An 18,663-nucleotide genomic window follows, 5' to 3' on the forward strand; every position below is an offset into this window, starting at 1 on the left:
AGGAGCACCTGATGATCACACTTCAGCACACCAGGGCGTCCGCTGTCGTACGCGAGCCTGCCGTCTGGGCGGCCGCCCAGGTACTCCTGCTGGGCGTGGTCGGTGCCACCGCCGGCCTCGGCCCGCTGGGCTGGGCCGCCGGTCTGGCCTACGGGTTCGCCACCTGGGCGTTCCTCGGCTACGGCATGCAGCGGCACCGCACGGCCTCCTTGGGGCCCGCTGACCGGGTCACTCTGGCCCGTGGCCTGATGGTCGGCGCCGTGACCGCGCTGGTCGCGGACCGCGCGGGCCAGGACGTGCCGGTCGCGCTGGTCGTGACGCTCGCGGCGGTCGCACTCTCACTCGACTGGGTGGACGGTCAGGTCGCTCGCCGCACCGGCACGTCGACCGCGCTGGGTGCGCGGTTCGACATGGAGGTGGACGCGTTCCTGATCCTGGTGCTGAGCGCGTACGTGGCCGTGCAGATGGGACCGTGGGTGCTCGCGATCGGGCTCATGCGGTACGTGTTCGTGGCCGCGTCGTGGCGCTTCCGTTGGATGAACGCGTCGCTGCCGCCGAGCTACGCGCGCAAGGTCGTGGCCGCGGTGCAGGGCATCTTCCTGGTCGTGGCGGCCTCCGGCGTTATCCCGTTCGCCGGGGTTCTCGTCGGTCTCGCGCTGGCATCGCTCGTGTGGTCGTTCGGTCGCGATGTCCTCTGGCTCTGGCGCAACGCAGGAGTTCCGGTGGGAGGATCCGGGCATGTCTGAGCAGACCTCGACCGCGGCGAAGATCGGCAACATCGTCGTCTGGATCCTGCAGATCGTGCTCGCGTGGCAGTTCGTGATGAACGGCTACGCGTTGTTCACCGACCAGTTCGTCGCCAAGTTCGACGACATCGGCTTCGGCCAGTGGTTCCGCTACTTCACCGGCGTGCTGGAGATCGCCACCGCGATCGGCCTGCTGATCCCGCGCATCTGCGGCCTCGCGGCGCTGGCGCTGGCAGGGATCATGGGAGGTGCGGCCCTCACCGAGCTGTTCCTGGTGACGAACGGCGGCTTCAAGGCCGCCACGATGCCGATCATCTTCATGGTGTGGGCGCTGGTGATCGCGGTCTACCGCCGCGAGCAGATCCTCCGCCCGCTCAAGCTGGTGAAGAGCTGACTTTCGGGAAGTAGCGCAGCACGGCGACGTCCCCGACTTTCGTGACGTCCTCCAGGTGGAATCGGCGCGCCGGTCCGCCGGGGAATTCAGCGGGATTCACGAAACGCGGGGCCGTCGCCTGTCCGATCAGCATCGGCGCGACCGCGATCCGGATCTCGTCGGCGAGTCCCGCTTTGAGGAACGCCGTGTGAATGCTCGTGCCGCCTTCGACCATGAGCTTTCTCACGCCGCGTGCGCCCAGATCGTCCAGAATTTCTGAGAATGAGCTGAACCTTCTGGTTTCGGCGAGGTGGTCGACCGTGGTCGGCGTTGTCGCCGTGTAGACCAGCCGTTCGCCGCCGCAGTGCCAAAACAGCAGCTCAGGATCCAGTTGTCCGCTTCTCGTCACGGTGACCCGCAGTGGGAACTCCGGTTTGCCGTCCGCTATTCTCTGCGCGCGCCGCTCGTCGCTGTAGACGAGCAGTCGTGCGTTGTCGCGCCGCAGCGTCTCGGCCCCGGCCAGAATCGCGTCCGACTCCGCGCGCATCCGGTCGACGTGATCGAAGTCCTCGGCGTTGGAAAGCGGAAACCTCTCGGTGCCGCGATCGTCGATGTGGCCGTCGAGGCTGACGGCGACGCTCAGCAGAACGTGCGGGCGGGTCACAGCCGAGATGGTAGTGCAGTTGAACCGGTCGCGGGTCGTGGTGCGTTTCCCTCATAGGTCAGGAAAGGGGATTCTCGGTGAGGATGTTGCTGCGTCGGACGGCCACGGTCTTGGCAGGGCTGTTCGTGTTGTTCGTGCTCATCGCACCGAGCGACCTGGAGAAGTTCACGTTCGAGGCGTTCCTGCGGGTGCCGCTCGAAGGTCTCATCGGCGTCATGGCGCTGGTGCTGGTGCCGGACCGGTTCCGCAAGCCGCTGGCGATCGCCGGTGGTGTCGCGCTGGGGTTGTTCACGGTCGTCAAGATCATGGACATCGGCTTCGACATGGTGCTGTACCGGCCGTTCGACCTCGTGCTGGACTGGCCGTTGCTGGTGCCCGCCGTCGACTTCGTCGACGTGACGTTCGGCCGCGTCGCCTCCGTACTGGCCGTGCTGGCTGCCGCGGCGATGGTCGTCGGGATCGTGGTGCTGGCCTCGTTCTCCGTGCTCCGGCTCAGCTCTGCCGCAGCCGGGCGGCGTCCGGTCGCGATCCGTGCCGTGGCGTTGACGGCCGTGGCGTGTGTCTCGCTTGCTGTCCCAGGGGTTCCGGTGTACTCGGACGCCGCCGCGACGTCGCTGGTGGATCACGCACGGCGCTTTCAGGCCGGGCTGCAGGACCAGGAGGCGTTCGCGGCCGAGGCGTCCGTCGACGCCTACCGCGGGCATCCGGGGCTGCTGTCCTCCTTGCAGGGCAAGGACGTCGTCTTCACGTTCGTCGAGAGCTACGGCAAGTCGGCGCTCGACCTGCCCGACGTGGCCGCGAAGCTGGCGCAGGGCAACGACCGGTTGAAGGCGGCCGGGTACAGCGCCCGTTCGGCGTTCCTGACCTCGCCGACGGCCGGTGGCGGCAGCTGGATGGCGCAGGCGACGCTGCTGTCCGGGTTGTGGATCGACAACCAGCAGCGCTACCGCAACCTCGTGGCGAGCGACCGGCTGACGCTGCCGCGGGCGTTCCGCGAGGCGTCGTGGCGTTCGGTGGGCGTGGTCCCCGGCATCACCCAGGCGTGGCCCGAAGGAAACTTCTTCCACTACAACGAGATCTACGCGGCGCAGGACCTCGGGTACACCGGGCCGCGGTTCGGCTACGCGACGACGCCCGACCAGTTCACCTTGGAGTCGTTCCAACGCGCAGAACGCACCGGGGAGCACAAGCCGGTGATGGCGGCGATCCCCATGGTGTCCTCGCACGCGCCGTGGTCGCCGACGCCGGACTTCGTCGACTGGTCGGCGCTGGGCGACGGCTCGATCTACCGCACGATGCCCGCCTCGAACGACCCGCCGGAGTCCATCTTCGGCCGCGACCCGGCGGCCGTGCGCGCCGACTACGGCCACTCGATCTCGTACTCGCTGGAGTCGGTGATCTCCTACGTCGAGCGGTACGGCGACGAGAACCTGGTGTTCGTCTTCCTGGGCGACCACCAGCCGGCGCAGATGGTGACCGGCGAGGGAGCCTCGCGGGACGTGCCGATCACCATCGTCGCCAAGGACCCCGCCGTGCTCTCCCGGGTCGAGGGCTGGAAGTGGGACGACGGCATCAGGCCGGGAGGGTCGGCCCCGGTGTCGCGGATGAGCGACTTCCGGGACCAGTTCCTCTCGACCTTCTCGCCGCCGCGGCCCTGAGGGCCTCAGCCCATCGTCTTCTGGCCGTCGATCGTCTCGCGGATGATGTCGGCGTGGCCCGCGTGCTGCGAGGTCTCGGCGACGATGTGCACCAGCACGCGCCGCGCCGACCACGTCTTGCCCTCGGGGAACCACGGGGCGGACGGCAGCGGGTGCGACAGGTCCAGGTCGACCGTCTCGACCAGCTTGTCGGTGTAGGCCGCGACCTCGTTGTACCGCTCGAGGAGGCTCGCCAGCGTCTCGCCCGGCTCCATCCGGAAGTTGGCCGCGTGGTCCTCGTGGTCCGTCGACTCCGGGTCGGACGCGATGGCCTCGGTGCCGTACTCGATGAACCTGACCCAGTTCTCCTCGACCGACGTGACGTGCTTGATCAGACCGCCGATCGACAGGGCGCTGACCGTCGGGCTGGACGCGGCCTGCTCGTCGGTGAGGCCCTGCGCGGTGAACGTCAGGAACCACCGGTGCTGCCGCAGGGTCTCGAGGAGGTCCGCGCGCTCGCCGGTGAGGATCTCGGTGCTGGTCATGGTTCTTGTCCTTCGTTCGTTTGTCCCGACAAGAAGAACACTATGACCACTTGCGGTCAGCTTCTGTCCTAAAGAACGAACGATCGTGCGGCGAGAATTCGGCGTTGTGTTTGCGCAGGTCAGCCCACGTAACCGTCGTCGGGCCGGTCGACTCTGCCGCCGCCCTCCTCGGTCTCTTCGATGTGCATGGCGGTCTCCTCGGTCGCGGAGACGTAGTCGCCTTCGCCCGCGGCAACCGCGACCGCGTCCGGCTCGTCGTCGACGAGCTCGCCACCGCCCTCCGGCGTCGTGAACTGCTCGTGTTGGGTCATGCCTTGGTGGTTTCCGACGAGCCGGACCGGCAAACGTCAGCAGACGAACCGGGGTGCGCGCGGGGCGTTGGCCTTGTCGAAGCCGGCGCCGTCGGCCATCTGTCTCGCGAGCCACCCGGCGGCGACGATCAGTTTCTGCACGGGATCGAGGCTTCCAGAAACTGTCGGACCCGGTGGCTACTGTCGCGACATGACCTCCGACGACCTGCGCCACTACCTCCAGGCCTCACGTGACTCCATCGTGTCCTCTTTGGATGGACTGAGCGAGTACGACGCCCGCCGCCCGCTCGTGCCCAGCGGCACCAACCTGCTCGGCCTGGTGAAGCACCTGATCGGCATCGAGCTCGGCTACCTCGGCGAGTGCCCCGGCCGTCCCTCGCCCGTCAAGCTGCCGTGGGTCGAGGACAAGTCCGTCTGGGAGAACGGCGACATGTGGGCCAAGCCCGATGAGAGCCGCGAGTACCTGCTCGATCTCTACCGCCTCGCCTGGCGGCACAGCGACGAGTCGATCGCGCAGCTGCCGCTGGACGCGCCCGCGTCGGTGCCGTGGTGGCCGGAGCACCGGCGGCAGACGACGTTCGGGCACCTGCTCGTCCGCGTCGTGGCGGAGACGGCGCAGCACGCCGGCCACTGCGACATCGTGCGGGAGCTGATCGACGGCCGGTCCGGCGCCGACAACCCCGAGGGCTTCTACGACCTGGTCCTGAGCATGGCGAGCGCCCCGGCGAGCGGCCCCGGCGCGAGTAGCAGGAACGCGTAACGCCAGGTCACGAGCTCGGCGAGCAGCGGCACGAGCTGGATGCCGACCACCGTCAGCCCGAACCCGACGGCGGACAGCGCGGTGAGCGCCGTCCCGACGTAGCGCGGGTCCGCGACCTCGCTCAGCGACGCGGAGAACACCCCGAAAACGGGGCAAAGGCTGACTGCCACGGCACTGGAACCCGGACGAGGGCAATGGCCGCACGCTGGATCAGCACACCGAGTCGCTCTCCTCCAAGGGCCGAGGGGTGGATTCTCCACCGTCCAGACCGGATCGGCGCGGGGCCGACCTTGTCGAAAGTAAGGTCTGATCGGTTCCCATCGGCAGAGGTGCGACGGCCGGGATCTTCGTAGCTTCGGCTGGGTGACTTGGCTCGTGGTGGGCACCGATGCGGTGCTGGTCGTGTTCGTGTTGATGTTCGCCTGGCTGGTGATGAAACTCCGGCTGCGCGCCTTCCTCGCCGGCGCAGGTGTGGTGGTGGCGTACGCGGTGAGCGAGGTGGTCAAACTCGTCGTGCAGGAGGAAAGGCCGTGCCGCACGGCGCCTTCGCTCGCCGAATGCCCCGCACCGGGCGACTGGTCGTTTCCCAGCAACCACTCCGTGATCGCCGGGTCGTCCGCGATGGCGATCTGGGCGATGCACCGGACTCTCGGCTGGGTCGCGGCGGTTTGCGCGCTCGCGGCCGCGTCGTCGAGGGTGATCGTGGGTGTCCACTATGTACACGACGTGCTGGCGGGGTTGTTGCTGGGCGCGCTTGTCTCCTGGGGAATCGCGGTGTTGCTGAAGAAGAAGCAAGCACGCCATGACGACGCACCGACCGTGGTTCTCAGCCGGCTGGGATGATGGGCCCCGTGTGGGTTCGGCTGATCCTGTGGGTGTGCGCGGCGACGCTGGTGGTGGCCGCGGCGGCGACCTCCCGGCCAGGCCGGCTCGCGGTCTGGGAGGTCGTGCTCTACCTGGTCGTGCTCGCCGCCGCGTTCTCCGTCGTGCACCGCAGGCCGGCGGTGGCGCTCGGCCTCGCGCTCGGGGCATGGCTGGTCTGCTACCTCGTCCGGGTCGAGTCCGACAGCGTCATCGGGTTGATCGCGCTGGCGCCCGCGCTCGCCCTCACGAGCTTCCTCGCCGGACGGCACGCGAAAGACCCGCGGGCGACCGCGATCGCGCTGACCATCGCCGAGATCGCCGGTGTGGTCGTGGCACTGATCGAGCGCGGTGGATCGGACACCGCGCTCGCCGTCACGTCCGGCATCGGCGTGCTCGGTGTGGTGCCGTGGGCGTTCGGGCGGTTACGGCGCCGGTACGCGGAGCTGCAGGAGGTCGGCTGGGAGCACGCTTCCCTGCTGGAGCGGGACGCCGACAACGCCCGCAACGCCGAACGCGCGCGCCTCGCCGGTGAGATGCACGATCTCGTGGGCCACGAGCTCGCACGGGCGGCGCTGCTGGTGGGCGCGCTCGAACTGGAACCGACTCTCACCGCACAGCAACGCGAGGCGGCCAGGACCGCTCGCGCCAGTGTCACGGCGGCAGCGGAACGGCTCGCCGACGTCATGCAGGTGCTCAGGTCCGACGCGGACGAACCCGTGGCGACGATCGAGGAGGTCGTGGCCGGCAGCGGCCTCGACGTGGAGCTCACCAACGGACGCAGAACGGCGATCGACGGGATCATCGCGCGGACGGTGCACCGGGTGACCGCCGAAGCGTTGACGAACGTGATCAAGCATGCTCCCGGCGCGAAGGTCACCGTCCGCCTCAGCGCGAACCTCGAACTGCGGATCACCAACGGACCGGCGCCGAAGACCTCCGCGGTGGGCAGCGGCAAGGGACTGGTCGGGCTGGCCGAACGCGTCGCCCTCGTCGGCGGCTGGTTCGAGGCCGCGCCGACCGATGACGGCGGGTTCGAGGTCAGGGCCAAGCTGCCGGAACGCCCGTTGCCACGCACCACTCCCACGCACGTGCGCCGGCAGACCGCCGAGGCCGAGATCCGCAAGAGCGCCAGACGCACGGTGCTGATCACCTCGGTGGTGTGCGCGGTGATCGCGATCGGCGTGCCGGGTTACATGGTCTTCGACGCGGTGACGTCGGTGCTCACGCCACAGCAGTTCGCGCGGGCCGAGTTCGGGCGCCACGAGGACGACCTGGACCTGCCGCTGCGCACCCGCGTCGACAACCCGCTCGGGGTCAGCGCCCCGGCCGGTGCCGAGTGCCGGTACTACAGCACGCACGCCAACCCGTTCGACAGCCACCGGCACGACCTCCACCAGCTGTGCTTCCGGGATGATCGGCTCGTGTCCAAGCAGTGGCTCGCCAGGAGGAGCGGTTGATCAGGGTGGTGCTCGCAGACGACGAACCGGTGGTCAGGTTCGGCGTGAAGGCCGTGCTCGCGACCGGCGGGGACATCGAGGTCGTCGCGGAGGCCGAGAACGGGAGCGAGGCGCTCGACCTCGTCGCGAAGCACCGGCCCGACGTCGCCGTGCTCGACATCCGCATGCCCGGCGTCGACGGGCTCGACGCGGCCGCGCGGATCCGCGAGCGCCACCCGGAGACGCGGACGCTGGTGCTCACGACGTTCGCCGACGACACCTACATCAGCAGAGCGCTGGGGGAGGGCGCGGCCGGGTTCGTGCTCAAGACCGGCGACCCGCAGGAGATCATCGCCGGGGTTCGCGCCGTCGCGACCGGCGCCGCCTACCTGTCGCCCCTGGTCGCCAGGCGAGTCGTCGACCAGCTCGCGAAAGCCCGGCCGCGGTCGAGCGCCACCGAGCGGATCAAGGTGCTCACGGCACGCGAACGCGAGGTGCTCGGCCTGGTCGGCGCGGGTCTGTCCAACGCGGAGATCGCGAGCCGGATCCACGTCGTCGAGGGAACCGTGAAGGTGTACGTGAGCACCATTCTCCGGCAGCTGAACGTCAGGAACCGCGTGCAGGCCGCGATCATCGCCCACGAAGCGGGCCTGATCCCGGCGTGATCAGGCCCGAGAATCAAGCCTTGGTGCCGATACCCGCGATCGCCCGGACTTCCATCTCCGCGGTCAGGTCCGCCTTCTCCGGCTCCGGGTTCGAGAACATCGTGCCGAGGAACCCGCACAGGAACGAGAACGGGATCGACACGAGGCCGGGGTTGCCCAGCGGGAACCACGCGAAGTCGACGTCCGGGAAGATCGACGTCTTCGCCCCGGACATCACGGGCGAGAAGATGATCAGCACCAGGCACGACCCGAGCCCGCCGTAGATGCTCCACAGCGTGCCGGTCGTGTTGAAACGCCGCCAGAAGATCGTGAAGAGGATCGTCGACAGGTTCGCGGACGCGGCCAGCGCGAGCGCCAGCGACACGAGGAACGCCACGTTCTGGCCGTTCGCCGCGATACCGCCGAGGATCGACAGCACGCCGACGACCACCGCGGTCAGCCGCGCGACCCTGATCTCCTTGCGCGGCTCGGCATTGCCGCGCTTGATCACGTTCGCGTACACGTCGTGCGCGAACGACGCCGACGCCGCCAGGGTCAGGCCAGCGACGACCGCGAGGATCGTGGCGAACGCGACCGCGGACACGACGCCGAGCAGGACCGCGCCGCCGATCCGGAACGCCAGCAGCGGTGCGGCGGAGTTCTCGCCACCCGGTGCCGCGGCGATCGTCTCGGAGCCGACCAGCGCCATCGCGCCGAAGCCGATCACCAGCGTGCAGAGGTAGAAGATGACCATCGTCCAGGTCGCCCACACGACCGAGCGGCGGGCCTCCGCCGCGTTCGGCACGGTGTAGAAGCGCATCAGCACGTGCGGCAGCGAGGCGATGCCCAGCACGAGCGACAGGGCGAGTGAGACGAAGTCCAGTTTGGACATCGTGCTGAAGCCGTACTTCGCGCCGGGGTCGAGCACGGCCTCGCCGAGCTTGTTGTTCTCGGTGGCCTGCTGCATGATCGCCGACAGGCTGAAGCCGAACTTGCCGAGCAGGAAGACGCTCATCAGCGTCACGCAGAGCAGCAGCAGAACGGCCTTGATGATCTGCACCCAGGTCGTGCCCTTCATACCGCCGACCAGCACGTAGAGCACCATGACCATGCCGACGACCGCGATCAGCAGCGCCTGGCCCCACTTCGAGGACACGTTGAGCAGCAACGCGATCAGGCCGCCCGCGCCGGCCATCTGCGCGATCATGTAGAAGAACGAGATCACCAGGGTCGCGTTCGCGGCGGCCGCGCGGACCGGGCGCTGCTTCATCCGGAACGCCAGCACGTCGCCGACGGTGAAGCGGCCGGTGTTGCGCAGGCCCTCGGCGATCAGCAGCAGGCCGACGAGCCACGCGACGACCCAGCCGACGGAGTAGAGGAAGCCGTCGTAGCCGTGCGCCGCGATACCGCCGGAGATGCCGAGGAACGACGCGGCGGACAGGAAGTCACCGGAGAGCGCGACACCGTTCTGGGCGCCGGTGAACGAGCTGCCCGCGGCGTAGTAGTCCGACGCCGTGACGTTGCGGCTGCTGACCCGGTAGACGATGTAGAGGGTGATCAGGACGAACACCGCGAAGACGCTGAGGTTCAGCACCGGGTTGCCGGTGGTGGGCATGCCTTACTCCTCGACGCCTGTCTTCTCTGCGAGCAATTTGCGCTGCGGGTCCAGCCGTCGCTTTGCGTAACGGGCGTAGCCGAGCGTGATGATGATCGAAGTCACGAACTGCCCGAGACCCAGCAGGATACCGAGGTTGATCACGCCGACTACCTTGATGCTGACGACGTCTCTCGCATACGCGGACAGCAGCACGAAGGTCAAGTAAGACGCGAGGAACAACACGGTCATCGGGAAGATGAACGTCGTGAGCCGCCGGCGGAGGATGCGGAATTCGTCGGTCTGCCGAATCAGCGCGAAGTTCGGTTTGCCGTTCGAATCGACGTACGACAAAGCCTCGGGGTCGCCGAACGACGCGAAGCCCCGGAATTCCCGATCCTCGTGCTGCGTTTCTCCAGGCGACCACATCGCCTTGGTCATGTACCCCCGCCCCTCATGCGTGCGCGCCCACTGTAGCGCTCTCACGTGTGCAGTCAACGCGTCCAGTACCGGGAAACGGGCAAAACCGGACACTGCATTCGTCTCAAATGGTCGGACGCGAGGGTGGCTCGTCTGCGTGAACCGCAGTTGCGTCACATGTAACAGCGGTAGGACAGCTCCCGACCGTTGTCGCACGTGTACGCCTGGCCTAGGATCGATCGGTCCGCGTTTTTGTGACGGTTGGGGATAAAGTGGGGTTCTTAGCGCGCGAACGCACAGTCGCGCCTCCCGGATGGAACCGCTGGCTCGTTCCGCCCGCAGCACTGGCGATTCATCTCTCCATTGGTCAGGCCTACGCCTGGAGCGTCTTCAAGACGCCGTTGGAGAAATCTCTCGGTATCACGGGAACGCAGTCGGCTCTGCCCTTCCAGCTCGGCATCGTGATGCTCGGGCTCTCGGCCGCGGTGCTCGGCACGACCGTGGAGCGACGGGGACCGCGGTGGGCGATGTTCACCTCCCTGGTCTGCTTCTGCTCCGGTCTGCTGATCTCGGCTGTCGGCGTGTGGGCCGGCATGTACTGGGTCGTCGTCCTGGGCTACGGCCTCGTCGGCGGCATCGGTCTCGGCATCGGCTACATCTCGCCGGTCTCGACGCTGATCAAGTGGTTCCCCGACCGGCCGGGCATGGCGACCGGCATCGCGATCATGGGCTTCGGCGGCGGCGCGTTGATCGCCTCACCCTGGTCGACCTCGATGCTGACGGCGTTCGGGAACACCTCGACGTCGGGCATCGGCAAGGCGTTCCTCATCCACGGCATCGTCTACGCGATCTTCATGAGCGTCGGCGTGCTGCTGATCCGCCTGCCCTCCGAGGAGTTCACCAAGGAGAAGGCGGAGCTGCTCAAGGACAGGCCCAAGGGTTCCGTCGGCTTCAACGTCTCCGCGAACAACGCGATCAGGACGCCGCAGTTCTGGCTGCTCTGGGTCGTGCTGTGCTTCAACGTCACCGCGGGCATCGGCATCCTGGAGAAGGCCGCGCCGATGCTGGTCGACTTCTTCAAGGAGTCCTCGACGCCGGTCGCGGCCACCGCGGCCACCGGTTTCGTGGCGCTGCTGAGCGCCGCCAACATGGCGGGCAGGTTCATCTGGTCGTCCACTTCGGACATCGTGGGCCGCAAGAACATCTACCGCCTCTACCTCGGCGTCGGCGCACTGCTCTACCTGGTGCTGCTGGTGTTCGGCCCGACCAGCACCCCGCTGTTCGTGGTCGCGGCGATGGTGATCCTGTCCTTCTACGGCGCGGGCTTCGCGACCGTTCCCGCGTACCTGCGCGACCTCTTCGGCACCTACCAGGTCGGCGCGATCCACGGTCGCCTGCTGACCGCGTGGTCGGTCGCCGGCGTGCTCGGGCCGCTGATCGTCAACGCCATCGCGGACGCGGGCAAGAAGGCGGGACACGTCGGGCCTGACTTGTACGCGACGTCGTTCTACATCATGATCTCGCTGCTGGTCGTTGGTTTCGTCGCGAACGAGTTGATCCGCCCGGTCGACCCGAAGTTCCACGAACCCAAGGCTGCCGACGAGACCGACGAGCCCTCGCAGAAGACCGACGACGAGGCCACGGTCGCGAAGTGGAACGAGGCCGAGGCGGCGGACGCCGCGAAGGCCTCCGACGAGGAAGACGCAGTCGACGCGGAAGGCGTGGTGCGGAAGTGAACTCCCAGCGCTTGTTGCTGATCGGTGCGTGGTTGTGGGTGGGCATCCCGCTCGCCTACGGCCTGTACCGGCTCTTCCTGAACGCCGCCAAGCTCTTCGTCTGATGTTCAAGGCGCTCGTCAACTGGCGCAACTGGCGCCTGCCGGTGAAGCTCGCCGCGGTGTTGATCGTTCCGGTCTTCATCGCGGTGGGCGCCGGCGTACTGCAGATCCAGTCCCACATGGAACGCGCCGAGTCCTACGCGGCGCTCCAGCGGCTGGTGAAGGTCCGTGCCGCGCTGATCCCCGTGATCGAGGGCGTGCAGGCGGAACGGCGGATCGTCGCCGAGGGTTCCGGGCAGCAGGCGCTCCAGGACCAGGTGCGTCGCACCGACGAGTCCAGGACGGCGTTGCGCGGGCAGATCGCCAAGACCTCCCTGGCCGAGGTCGTGACGGCCCGCATGGACGACGTCGCGGCCAAGATCGGTGGTCTGCCCGCGTTGCGCGAGCGGACCACCGACGTGCCGGGCGTGATCAGGGAGTACACCGCCCTCACCGAGTCGATGCTCGACGTGGACGAGGTCCTCGCGAGCGAGTTCGGCGACGCCGCGCTCTTCCGCACGGCGATGGGCCTGCAACACGTGCTGCACGTGCAGGAGCAGGTCCTCTACCAGCAGGCGGTCGTGCTGTCCGGGCTCACGCGCGGCCAGCTGGTCACCGCGGAGGTGCGGTCGCTCGTCGAGTCGAACGTCAAGCTCGGCTACATCGCCGGCGAGTTCGCCGCGCTCGCGACCGCGGACCAGCTGAGCACCTGGAGCACCAAGTTCAACGGCCCGGACATCGAGGCCCACCGCAAGATGCTCACCACCGCGGTGCTGCATCCGGCCTCGGACGCTCCCAGCACGGGCAACAACAGCAACAACAGCGCCACGGCGAGGCCCAAGCCGTTGCCGATCGCGGCATCGGACTGGAGCAAGGCGTCGGGAGCTGTCGCGACGTCGCTCGACGGCGTGGTGCAGGGCATGCAGAACGACCTGCGCGACACCGCGAACCGCCTGCGCGACGAGACGAGCGACCGCGCCGGTGCGGCGTCCGCCATCCTGTTCGCCAGCCTGATCCTGGCCGGCACGATCGGGTTCGTCGTCGGCCGTTACCTGCTGCGCTCGCTCAACGCGTTGCGCCGCTCCGCGCTGGAAGTGGCGTGGCACAAACTTCCCGAAATGGTGGCAACCGGACGCGGCAGCACCCAGATCGAACCGGTGCCGGTGGACACGACCGAGGAGTTCGGCCAGGTGGCGCGCGCCTTCGACGAGGTGCACCAGCAGGCGGTCCGCTCGGTCATCGAACAGGCCGGCATGCGCGCGAACATGCGCAACATCTTCGTGAACCTCTCGCGGCGCAGCCAAAGCCTCGTCGAACGCCAGCTCAAGCTGATGGAGGAGCTGGAGAAGTACGAGGAGGACCCGGACCAGCTCGCGAACCTCTTCAAGCTCGACCACCTCGCCACCCGCATGCGCCGCAACAACGAGAACCTGATGGTGCTCTCCGGCGGCGACGTGGCGCGGCGGTTCACCCGGCCGATCCCGCTGACGGACGTGCTGCGTGCGGCGGCCGCGGAGATCGAGCAGTACCAGCGGGTGATGGTGCACACGGCGCCGAACGCCGAAGTGGTCGGTTATGTGGCGAGCGACCTCGTCCGGCTGCTGGCCGAACTTCTTGACAACGCAACGGCTTTCTCGCCGCCGCACACGCAGGTGACGATCAGCGCGTCGATCGAGGCCGGTGACATCGTGCAGATCGACGTGGTCGACCACGGCATCGGCATCGACCCGGAGGCACTGGCGGTCGTGAACCACCGCCTCGAGGCCGCAGGCGAGGGCGCGGACGTCCAGGTCTTCCGTGAAATGGGACTTTTCGTCGTCGGCAGGCTGGCCGCGCGCCATCAGATCGTGGTACGGCTCGATGCCCGACAAGGCAAGGGCACTCGCGCGATCGTGTTGGTTCCCGCGGAACTGGCCCCACGGCGGGAGGAGTCCTGGGAGTCTTTCCGGGGGGAAGCGATCGAGCAGCGTCCGGTGCGGCCGGCGACGCCTGCCCAGATGCCGGGTCCGGCGTCGGGTCCGGCGTCGTGGTTCGAGTCACCGGGTGCCGCTCCACCGCCTCCACCCGCACCAGCACGCCAGTCGCCTGAGTCGGCTCGGGGCTTCCTCGACGCCTTCCAGCGCGGTGTGCAGCGAGGCCTTCCCGACCGGCAGGAGAGTCGATGAGCACGCAGGTGGACCAGTTCGGCTGGCTGGTCACCAACTTCACCGAGCGCACACCCGGAATCGAGCACGCGGTGGTGATCTCGGCCGATGGTCTGGTCCTGATCTCGTCGTCGAGGCTGCCGGCGCACGTGGCACCCCAGTTCGCGGCGATCGTCGCAGGCGTGGTGTCGCTCGCGGAGTCGGCGTGCCAGTGCTTCGCCGGTGAGTCGGTCGTGCGCACCGTGGTGCAGATGGACCGGGGCGTGATGCTGCTGATGTCGATCAGCGACGGCTCCGTCCTCGCGGTGCTGGCGTCGTCCTCGTGCGACGTCTCGCAGGTCGCCTACGAGATGACGGTGGTCGTGCGGCAGGTGGGCCAGCTGCTCACGCCGGAACTGCGGGCCGAGCTGGCATGAACCGAGAGCCTGACGAGCAGGTCAACTTCGGCGATCTGATCAGCGGTTTCAGCTTCGACAGCGAACGGATCCGCAAGCGCGGCAAGAAGAAGGCCACGCGCGCGGCCGAACCCCCGCCGGAGCCGGACCCGTACGCCACGCTGCCGTTCGACGTGCCGCCGCTGCCGTCCATCGAGTCGTCGGCGTCCATCGTGCGCGCCTACGCCTGGACCGGTGGCCGCACCACGTCCGAGGTGCATCTGGAGATCGAGACCCTGGTCTCGGTGAACGAGTTCTCGGCGACCGCCGTGCGCCCGGAGCACCAGGACGTGCTGGCGTTGTGCCACTCGCCGCGTTCGGTGGCCGAGATCGCCGCGTTGCGCGGTCTGCCGCTGGGCGTCACCAAGGTGCTGCTCGGCGACATGGCCGCGCACGGCCTGATCGACGTCCACCGCACGGCTTCCTCGTACGGCGGCGATCGTCCCGATGGTGCTCTGCTGGAACGAGTGCTGGCCGGACTGCGTCGGCTCTGACTCCGCACGAGCTCCCCCGGACCGCTGCTACGGTCGAGATCACATCTGGGGAGGTTGACGTGGAGTTTCAGGACGTGGTCCGGCGCAGGCGCATGGTGCGCAAGTTCACCGGCGAGCCGGTCAGTGACGAGAGCATCCAGCGGATCATGCGCAACGCGGTGCGTGGTCCGTCCGCCGGGTTCTCGCAGGGGCAGGGCTTTCTGGTGCTGCAGGGGGAGTCGCTGAAGCGGCTCAGCGAGATGTTCGAGTGGTGGGGCGGGGAGGGCGCCAAGTCGGCTCCGGTCGTCGTCATCCCGTTCTCGGCCAAGGACGTCTACCTCGACCGGTACGCGCAGACCGACAAGGGGTGGACGGACCGCGACGAGAACCGCTGGCCCGTGCCGTACTGGGACATCGACACGGGCATGGCCGCGCTGCTGATCCTGCAGACCGCGGTCGACGAGGGCCTCGGCGCGGTGTTCTTCGGCACCGACAAGGAGACGTGGCCCGAGCTGCGGGCGGCGTTCGGCGTGCCGGACGGCTACGTGCCGATCGGCATGATCGCGATCGGCCACCCCGCGGAGGAGGGCATCTCCGAGGGTGCGTCGCCGCGGACGCGCAAGCGCACCCCGTTCGAGGAGATGGTCCACTGGGGTCAGTGGAAGTGAGGTCGTTCGGCCTGCTCGGGCCGTTGGACGTGGTGCTCGACGGGCACCACGTCCACGTCCCGTCCGGCAAACGGCGTGTCATCCTCGCCGCGCTGCTGCTGCGTCCAGGCCAGGTGGTCGGCGTCGACGAGCTGGTCGAGCTGACCGGCGGGTCGCGCAACGCCCTGCAGACCGCGGTCGGCAGGCTGCGCGAGGACCTCGGCCGGCCGGAGCTCGTGCAGACCCGGCCCGGCGGCTACCTGCTGGACGTGCGGCCGGACGAGGTCGACGTCCACCGGTTCGGCCTGCTGGAACCGCGGGAAGCGCTGAAGCTCTGGCGTGGCCGCCCGTTCGCGGACATCGGCAGCGACGCGCTGGAACGCGACCACGTGCCCGCGCTGACCGAGAAGTACCTCGCGACGCTGGAAGCGCGGATCGACCAGGACCTGAAGCACGGCAGGCACGAGCAGCTCGTCCCCGAACTGCGCACGCTCACCGGGCAGCACCCTGCCAGGGAACGCCTGTGGGCCCAGCTGATCGTCGCGCTGCACCGCTGCGACCGGCAGACGGAAGCGCTGCGGGCCTACGACGACATCCGCACCAGGCTCGCCGAGGAGCTCGGCCTCGACCCCGGCAGGGACCTGCAGCAGGCCCACCAGCAGGTCCTCACGGCCGACAACCGGCCCAGGGCCCGCAACGACCTGCCCGGTGACATCCCCGACTTCGCGGGCCGCGCCGACGACCTCGACGAGATCCTCGCCGCCGTCCCGTCCGGCTGCGTCGCGATCACCGCGATCGACGGCATGGCGGGCATCGGCAAGACCACGCTCGCGGTCCGCGCCGCCCACCGGCTGGCGCCGAAGTTCCCGGACGCGCAGCTGTTCGTGGACCTGCACTCCTACACGGAGGGCGCTGAACCGCGAACACCGTCGGACGCGCTGCTGGCGTTGCTCACCGCGCTCGGCGTGCCCGCGCAGGACATCCCGGACGGCCTGGACGCCCGCGCCGCCAGATGGCGAGCGGAAATGGCTCACCGCAAGGCACTCGTGGTGCTCGACAACGCCGGTAGCGCCGCCCAGGTCCGCCCGCTGTTGCCCGGCACCGGCCTGGTCCTGGTCACCAGCAGGCGCAGGCTCGTCGACCTCGACGCCGCGTACCCGGTGTCGCTCGACGTGCTGTCCGAAGAGGACTCGCTCAACCTGCTCGCGCGCATCGTGGGGCAGAAGGCCGATCTCGACGCCGCCCGCGAGATCGTCCGGCTCTGCGGCTACCTGCCGCTGGCCGTGCGCATCGTCGGTGCCCGTTGGCGCACCAGGCCCGCGTGGTCGGCGCAGGACCTGGTGCGCCGCCTCACCCAGCAGCGCCTCATCGAACTGAAGGCGGGGGAGCGCAGCGTCGCGGGTGCGTTCGCCCTGTCCTACCAGCAACTCACGGCCGACCAGCAGCGGCTGTTCCGGCGGCTGGGCCTGCACACCGGTGAGGACTGGGACGTGCACCTCGCCGCGGCGGTGGCCGGCACGACGCGGGCGGAGGCCGAACGCCTGCTGGACGAACTGCTCGACGTGCACCTGGTGCAGCAACAGGAGAACGGCCGCTACCGGTTCCACGACCTCCTGGCCGACCACGCGAAGGCCAGTGTCGAGCCGGACGAGAAGGACGAGGCCGTCGTCCGCATCCTCGACCACTACCTGCACGGCGCGGCGACCTCCGCGCAGCGGATCGCGCCCGGCCGGCCCGAGATCCACTCGACGGTGACGTACGAGCAGATCGATCCTCCCGTGTTCGCCACGCCGGTCGAGGCGTTGGCGTGGCAGGAGGCGGAACGGCGCAACCTCAGGGCCGCCGTCTACCTGGCCGCGTACGAGGGGCACTACCGGTACGCCTGGCAGCTGCCGCACCACTTCGCGCACTTCCTGCTGTTGCGCGGATCCGGCCGGGAACGGGTCGAGGTGCAGAGCGTCGCGCTCGCAGCCGCGCACCACCTCGGTGATCTGCAGGCGCGCGCGGAAGCGTTGCGCGGCTTGGGATCGGCGTACCTCGGGCAGGAGAACTACGAGAAGGCCGCGGAGCACCTGCACGAGGCGCTGGATCTGATGCGGCAGATCGGCGACGTGCGCGGTGAGGCGTCGACGCTGGGGCTGCTCGGCATGGTCGCGCGGGAACAGCGCGAGTTCGACAAGGCGATGGAGCACTACCAACGCGCCCTTGTGCTGATGCGGCAGGTGGGTGCCCCGACGGGGGAAGCGGACGCGCTGGAGCACATCGGCATCCTCCACGCCGAGCGCGGGGAGTACGACGAGGCGCTCACGCACCTGGAGCATGCACTTCCGCTGTTGCAGTCACGCGGTGACGTGCGTGCCTACGCTGGGGTTCTGCACGACCTGGCCTACGTGCACTTCGGTATGTTCAACGACAAGGAGAGCAGGTCCTGCGCGGAGCGGTCGCTGGCCGCCTACCGGGAGTCGGGTGACCGGCGTGGAGAGTCGATCGCCGTGGCCGAGTTCGCCTACTGGCGGTACGAGACGGGTGACTTCGCCGCCGTCCGGGAGATGGTGCGCGAGGTGCGCAGACTGTGCCGTGCGTACATGAACCTGCCGGACGACCACGCGGTGCTGGCGGCGATGGAGGAGATTCGCGACCACATCGGTCAGGTCGCGATGCTCGTGGCCCTGTCGCTCGCTGCCCAGGTGGACGGGCGGCTGACCGAGGCGATCGGCCACACCCAGCGGTGCCTGGCCGTCGTCAGCTCGACCAGCCGCTGGTGGAGCAGGTACAAGGTGCTCGGCCAGCTCTCCACGCTGCACCTGGCGCTCGGCGACCGGGAGACCGCCGTCCGCTACGGCGAGGAGGCGGTCGCGGCCGCCGAGGACCTGCGTCAGCCCAGGGCGAGGGCCGTGGCGAAACGGATCCTCGCTACAGCCACAGCGCCAGCAGCACCAGCGTCGTAGCCACACCCGCGACCAGTGCGAAGGCGGTGTACTGGGCGACTCTGTCCGTGGTCCTGCGCATTCCCCTGGCTCCCCTCGGTGGTGATGCCACCGAGCGTGGGGGAGCGCGTCCCCACCTCGTCCCCACCGCGATCACACCGGCGAAATTCCGGTGAGTCGCCGCTGGACTGCTCCGAACGGCGGTCGTACGCACGTCAGTGCCGCCTG

The 18,663-nt window shown here is 68.8% G+C and carries 19 protein-coding genes and 1 pseudogene; 14 read left to right on the forward strand and 6 right to left on the reverse strand.

Annotated features, from left to right (window positions below; translation table 11 throughout):
- Nucleotides 1–11: 11 nt before the first annotated feature.
- Nucleotides 12–746, forward strand: coding sequence for a CDP-alcohol phosphatidyltransferase family protein (locus ABFX45_RS31590; RefSeq protein WP_346133906.1), 735 nt, complete (start codon nucleotides 12–14; stop codon nucleotides 744–746).
- The gene (locus ABFX45_RS31595; RefSeq protein ID WP_109639962.1) at nucleotides 739–1,140 is read left to right on the forward strand and encodes a DoxX family protein; all 402 of its coding nucleotides are present in this window, start codon (nucleotides 739–741) and stop codon (nucleotides 1,138–1,140) included. Before ABFX45_RS31590 ends, ABFX45_RS31595 begins: the two co-directional genes overlap by 8 nt.
- On the opposite strand, the gene ABFX45_RS31600 is transcribed toward ABFX45_RS31595, so the two are convergent.
- The gene (locus ABFX45_RS31600) at nucleotides 1,121–1,783 is read right to left on the reverse strand and encodes a RibD family protein (RefSeq protein ID WP_109639963.1); all 663 of its coding nucleotides are present in this window, start codon (nucleotides 1,781–1,783) and stop codon (nucleotides 1,121–1,123) included. The genes ABFX45_RS31595 and ABFX45_RS31600 overlap by 20 nt on opposite strands.
- A gap of 83 nt (nucleotides 1,784–1,866) precedes the next feature.
- On the opposite strand from ABFX45_RS31600, the gene ABFX45_RS31605 reads away from it, so the two are divergent.
- Nucleotides 1,867–3,441 (forward strand): sulfatase-like hydrolase/transferase, encoded by a 1,575-nt coding sequence (locus ABFX45_RS31605; protein ID WP_109639964.1) that lies wholly within the window; start codon nucleotides 1,867–1,869, stop codon nucleotides 3,439–3,441.
- 5 nt (nucleotides 3,442–3,446) lie between these two features.
- Here ABFX45_RS31605 and ABFX45_RS31610 read toward each other — a convergent pair whose 3' ends face one another.
- A complete protein-coding gene (locus ABFX45_RS31610) occupies nucleotides 3,447–3,965 on the reverse strand; it encodes a DinB family protein (RefSeq protein WP_109639965.1) in 519 nt (172 codons plus the stop codon).
- 119 nt (nucleotides 3,966–4,084) lie between these two features.
- Nucleotides 4,085–4,276: a hypothetical protein gene (locus ABFX45_RS31615; RefSeq protein WP_109639966.1), complete on the reverse strand. Its 192-nt coding sequence runs from the start codon at nucleotides 4,274–4,276 to the stop codon at nucleotides 4,085–4,087.
- Between the two features lie 190 nt (nucleotides 4,277–4,466).
- On the opposite strand from ABFX45_RS31615, the gene ABFX45_RS31620 reads away from it, so the two are divergent.
- On the forward strand, nucleotides 4,467–5,036 hold the full coding sequence (locus ABFX45_RS31620; RefSeq protein ID WP_346133910.1) for a DinB family protein: 570 nt from the start codon (nucleotides 4,467–4,469) through the stop codon (nucleotides 5,034–5,036).
- Here ABFX45_RS31620 and ABFX45_RS31625 read toward each other — a convergent pair.
- Nucleotides 4,967–5,206, reverse strand: coding sequence for a hypothetical protein (locus tag ABFX45_RS31625; RefSeq protein ID WP_346133912.1), 240 nt, complete (start codon nucleotides 5,204–5,206; stop codon nucleotides 4,967–4,969). The two genes, ABFX45_RS31620 and ABFX45_RS31625, sit on opposite strands and share 70 nt — an antisense overlap.
- Before the next feature lie 193 nt (nucleotides 5,207–5,399).
- Between ABFX45_RS31625 and ABFX45_RS31630 the strand changes: the two genes are divergently transcribed.
- From ABFX45_RS31630 to ABFX45_RS31640, 3 genes are read left to right on the forward strand one after another with little or no spacing between them, the layout of a single operon-like run.
- Nucleotides 5,400–5,879: a phosphatase PAP2 family protein gene (locus tag ABFX45_RS31630; protein ID WP_215732472.1), complete on the forward strand. Its 480-nt coding sequence runs from the start codon at nucleotides 5,400–5,402 to the stop codon at nucleotides 5,877–5,879.
- 8 nt (nucleotides 5,880–5,887) lie between these two features.
- The gene (locus tag ABFX45_RS31635) at nucleotides 5,888–7,357 is read left to right on the forward strand and encodes a sensor histidine kinase (RefSeq protein WP_109639968.1); all 1,470 of its coding nucleotides are present in this window, start codon (nucleotides 5,888–5,890) and stop codon (nucleotides 7,355–7,357) included.
- Nucleotides 7,354–8,001: a response regulator gene (locus ABFX45_RS31640; RefSeq protein WP_112228709.1), complete on the forward strand. Its 648-nt coding sequence runs from the start codon at nucleotides 7,354–7,356 to the stop codon at nucleotides 7,999–8,001. The genes ABFX45_RS31635 and ABFX45_RS31640 overlap by 4 nt, the downstream gene beginning before the upstream one ends.
- A 13-nt stretch (nucleotides 8,002–8,014) precedes the next feature.
- Here the strand turns inward: ABFX45_RS31640 and ABFX45_RS31645 are convergent, their stop codons facing one another.
- Together ABFX45_RS31645 and ABFX45_RS31650 are read right to left on the reverse strand one after the other, a co-directional pair.
- Entirely contained in the window at nucleotides 8,015–9,595 is a 1,581-nt protein-coding gene (locus ABFX45_RS31645) for a solute symporter family protein (protein WP_346133915.1), read from the reverse strand.
- Between the two features lie 3 nt (nucleotides 9,596–9,598).
- The gene (locus tag ABFX45_RS31650) at nucleotides 9,599–10,015 is read right to left on the reverse strand and encodes a DUF485 domain-containing protein (protein ID WP_109639970.1); all 417 of its coding nucleotides are present in this window, start codon (nucleotides 10,013–10,015) and stop codon (nucleotides 9,599–9,601) included.
- Between the two features lie 251 nt (nucleotides 10,016–10,266).
- On the opposite strand from ABFX45_RS31650, the pseudogene ABFX45_RS31655 reads away from it, so the two are divergent.
- From ABFX45_RS31655 to ABFX45_RS31680, 7 genes and pseudogenes are all read left to right on the forward strand, one after another.
- A pseudogene (locus ABFX45_RS31655) lies at nucleotides 10,267–11,592 on the forward strand (OFA family MFS transporter); the annotation flags it as partial.
- Nucleotides 11,593–11,726: 134 nt separating this feature from the next.
- On the forward strand, nucleotides 11,727–11,834 hold the full coding sequence (locus tag ABFX45_RS46580) for an MFS transporter small subunit (RefSeq protein ID WP_419503918.1): 108 nt from the start codon (nucleotides 11,727–11,729) through the stop codon (nucleotides 11,832–11,834).
- Nucleotides 11,834–13,975 carry a sensor histidine kinase gene (locus ABFX45_RS31660; RefSeq protein WP_346133918.1) on the forward strand — a complete coding sequence of 714 codons (2,142 nt, stop codon included), beginning with the start codon at nucleotides 11,834–11,836 and terminating at the stop codon, nucleotides 13,973–13,975. Before ABFX45_RS46580 ends, ABFX45_RS31660 begins: the two co-directional genes overlap by 1 nt.
- The gene (locus tag ABFX45_RS31665) at nucleotides 13,972–14,370 is read left to right on the forward strand and encodes a roadblock/LC7 domain-containing protein (RefSeq protein WP_109639973.1); all 399 of its coding nucleotides are present in this window, start codon (nucleotides 13,972–13,974) and stop codon (nucleotides 14,368–14,370) included. The genes ABFX45_RS31660 and ABFX45_RS31665 overlap by 4 nt, the downstream gene beginning before the upstream one ends.
- Entirely contained in the window at nucleotides 14,367–14,882 is a 516-nt protein-coding gene (locus ABFX45_RS31670; RefSeq protein ID WP_109639974.1) for a DUF742 domain-containing protein, read from the forward strand. Before ABFX45_RS31665 ends, ABFX45_RS31670 begins: the two co-directional genes overlap by 4 nt.
- Before the next feature lie 59 nt (nucleotides 14,883–14,941).
- Complete coding sequence (locus tag ABFX45_RS31675) at nucleotides 14,942–15,529, forward strand: nitroreductase family protein (protein ID WP_346133920.1); 588 nt, start codon at nucleotides 14,942–14,944, stop codon at nucleotides 15,527–15,529.
- A complete protein-coding gene (locus ABFX45_RS31680; protein ID WP_346133922.1) occupies nucleotides 15,520–18,456 on the forward strand; it encodes an AfsR/SARP family transcriptional regulator in 2,937 nt (978 codons plus the stop codon). Before ABFX45_RS31675 ends, ABFX45_RS31680 begins: the two co-directional genes overlap by 10 nt.
- Nucleotides 18,457–18,663 lie beyond the last annotated feature (207 nt).

It is taken from the genome of Lentzea roselyniae (genome assembly GCF_039537795.1).
Lineage (GTDB): Bacteria > Actinomycetota > Actinomycetes > Mycobacteriales > Pseudonocardiaceae > Lentzea > Lentzea atacamensis.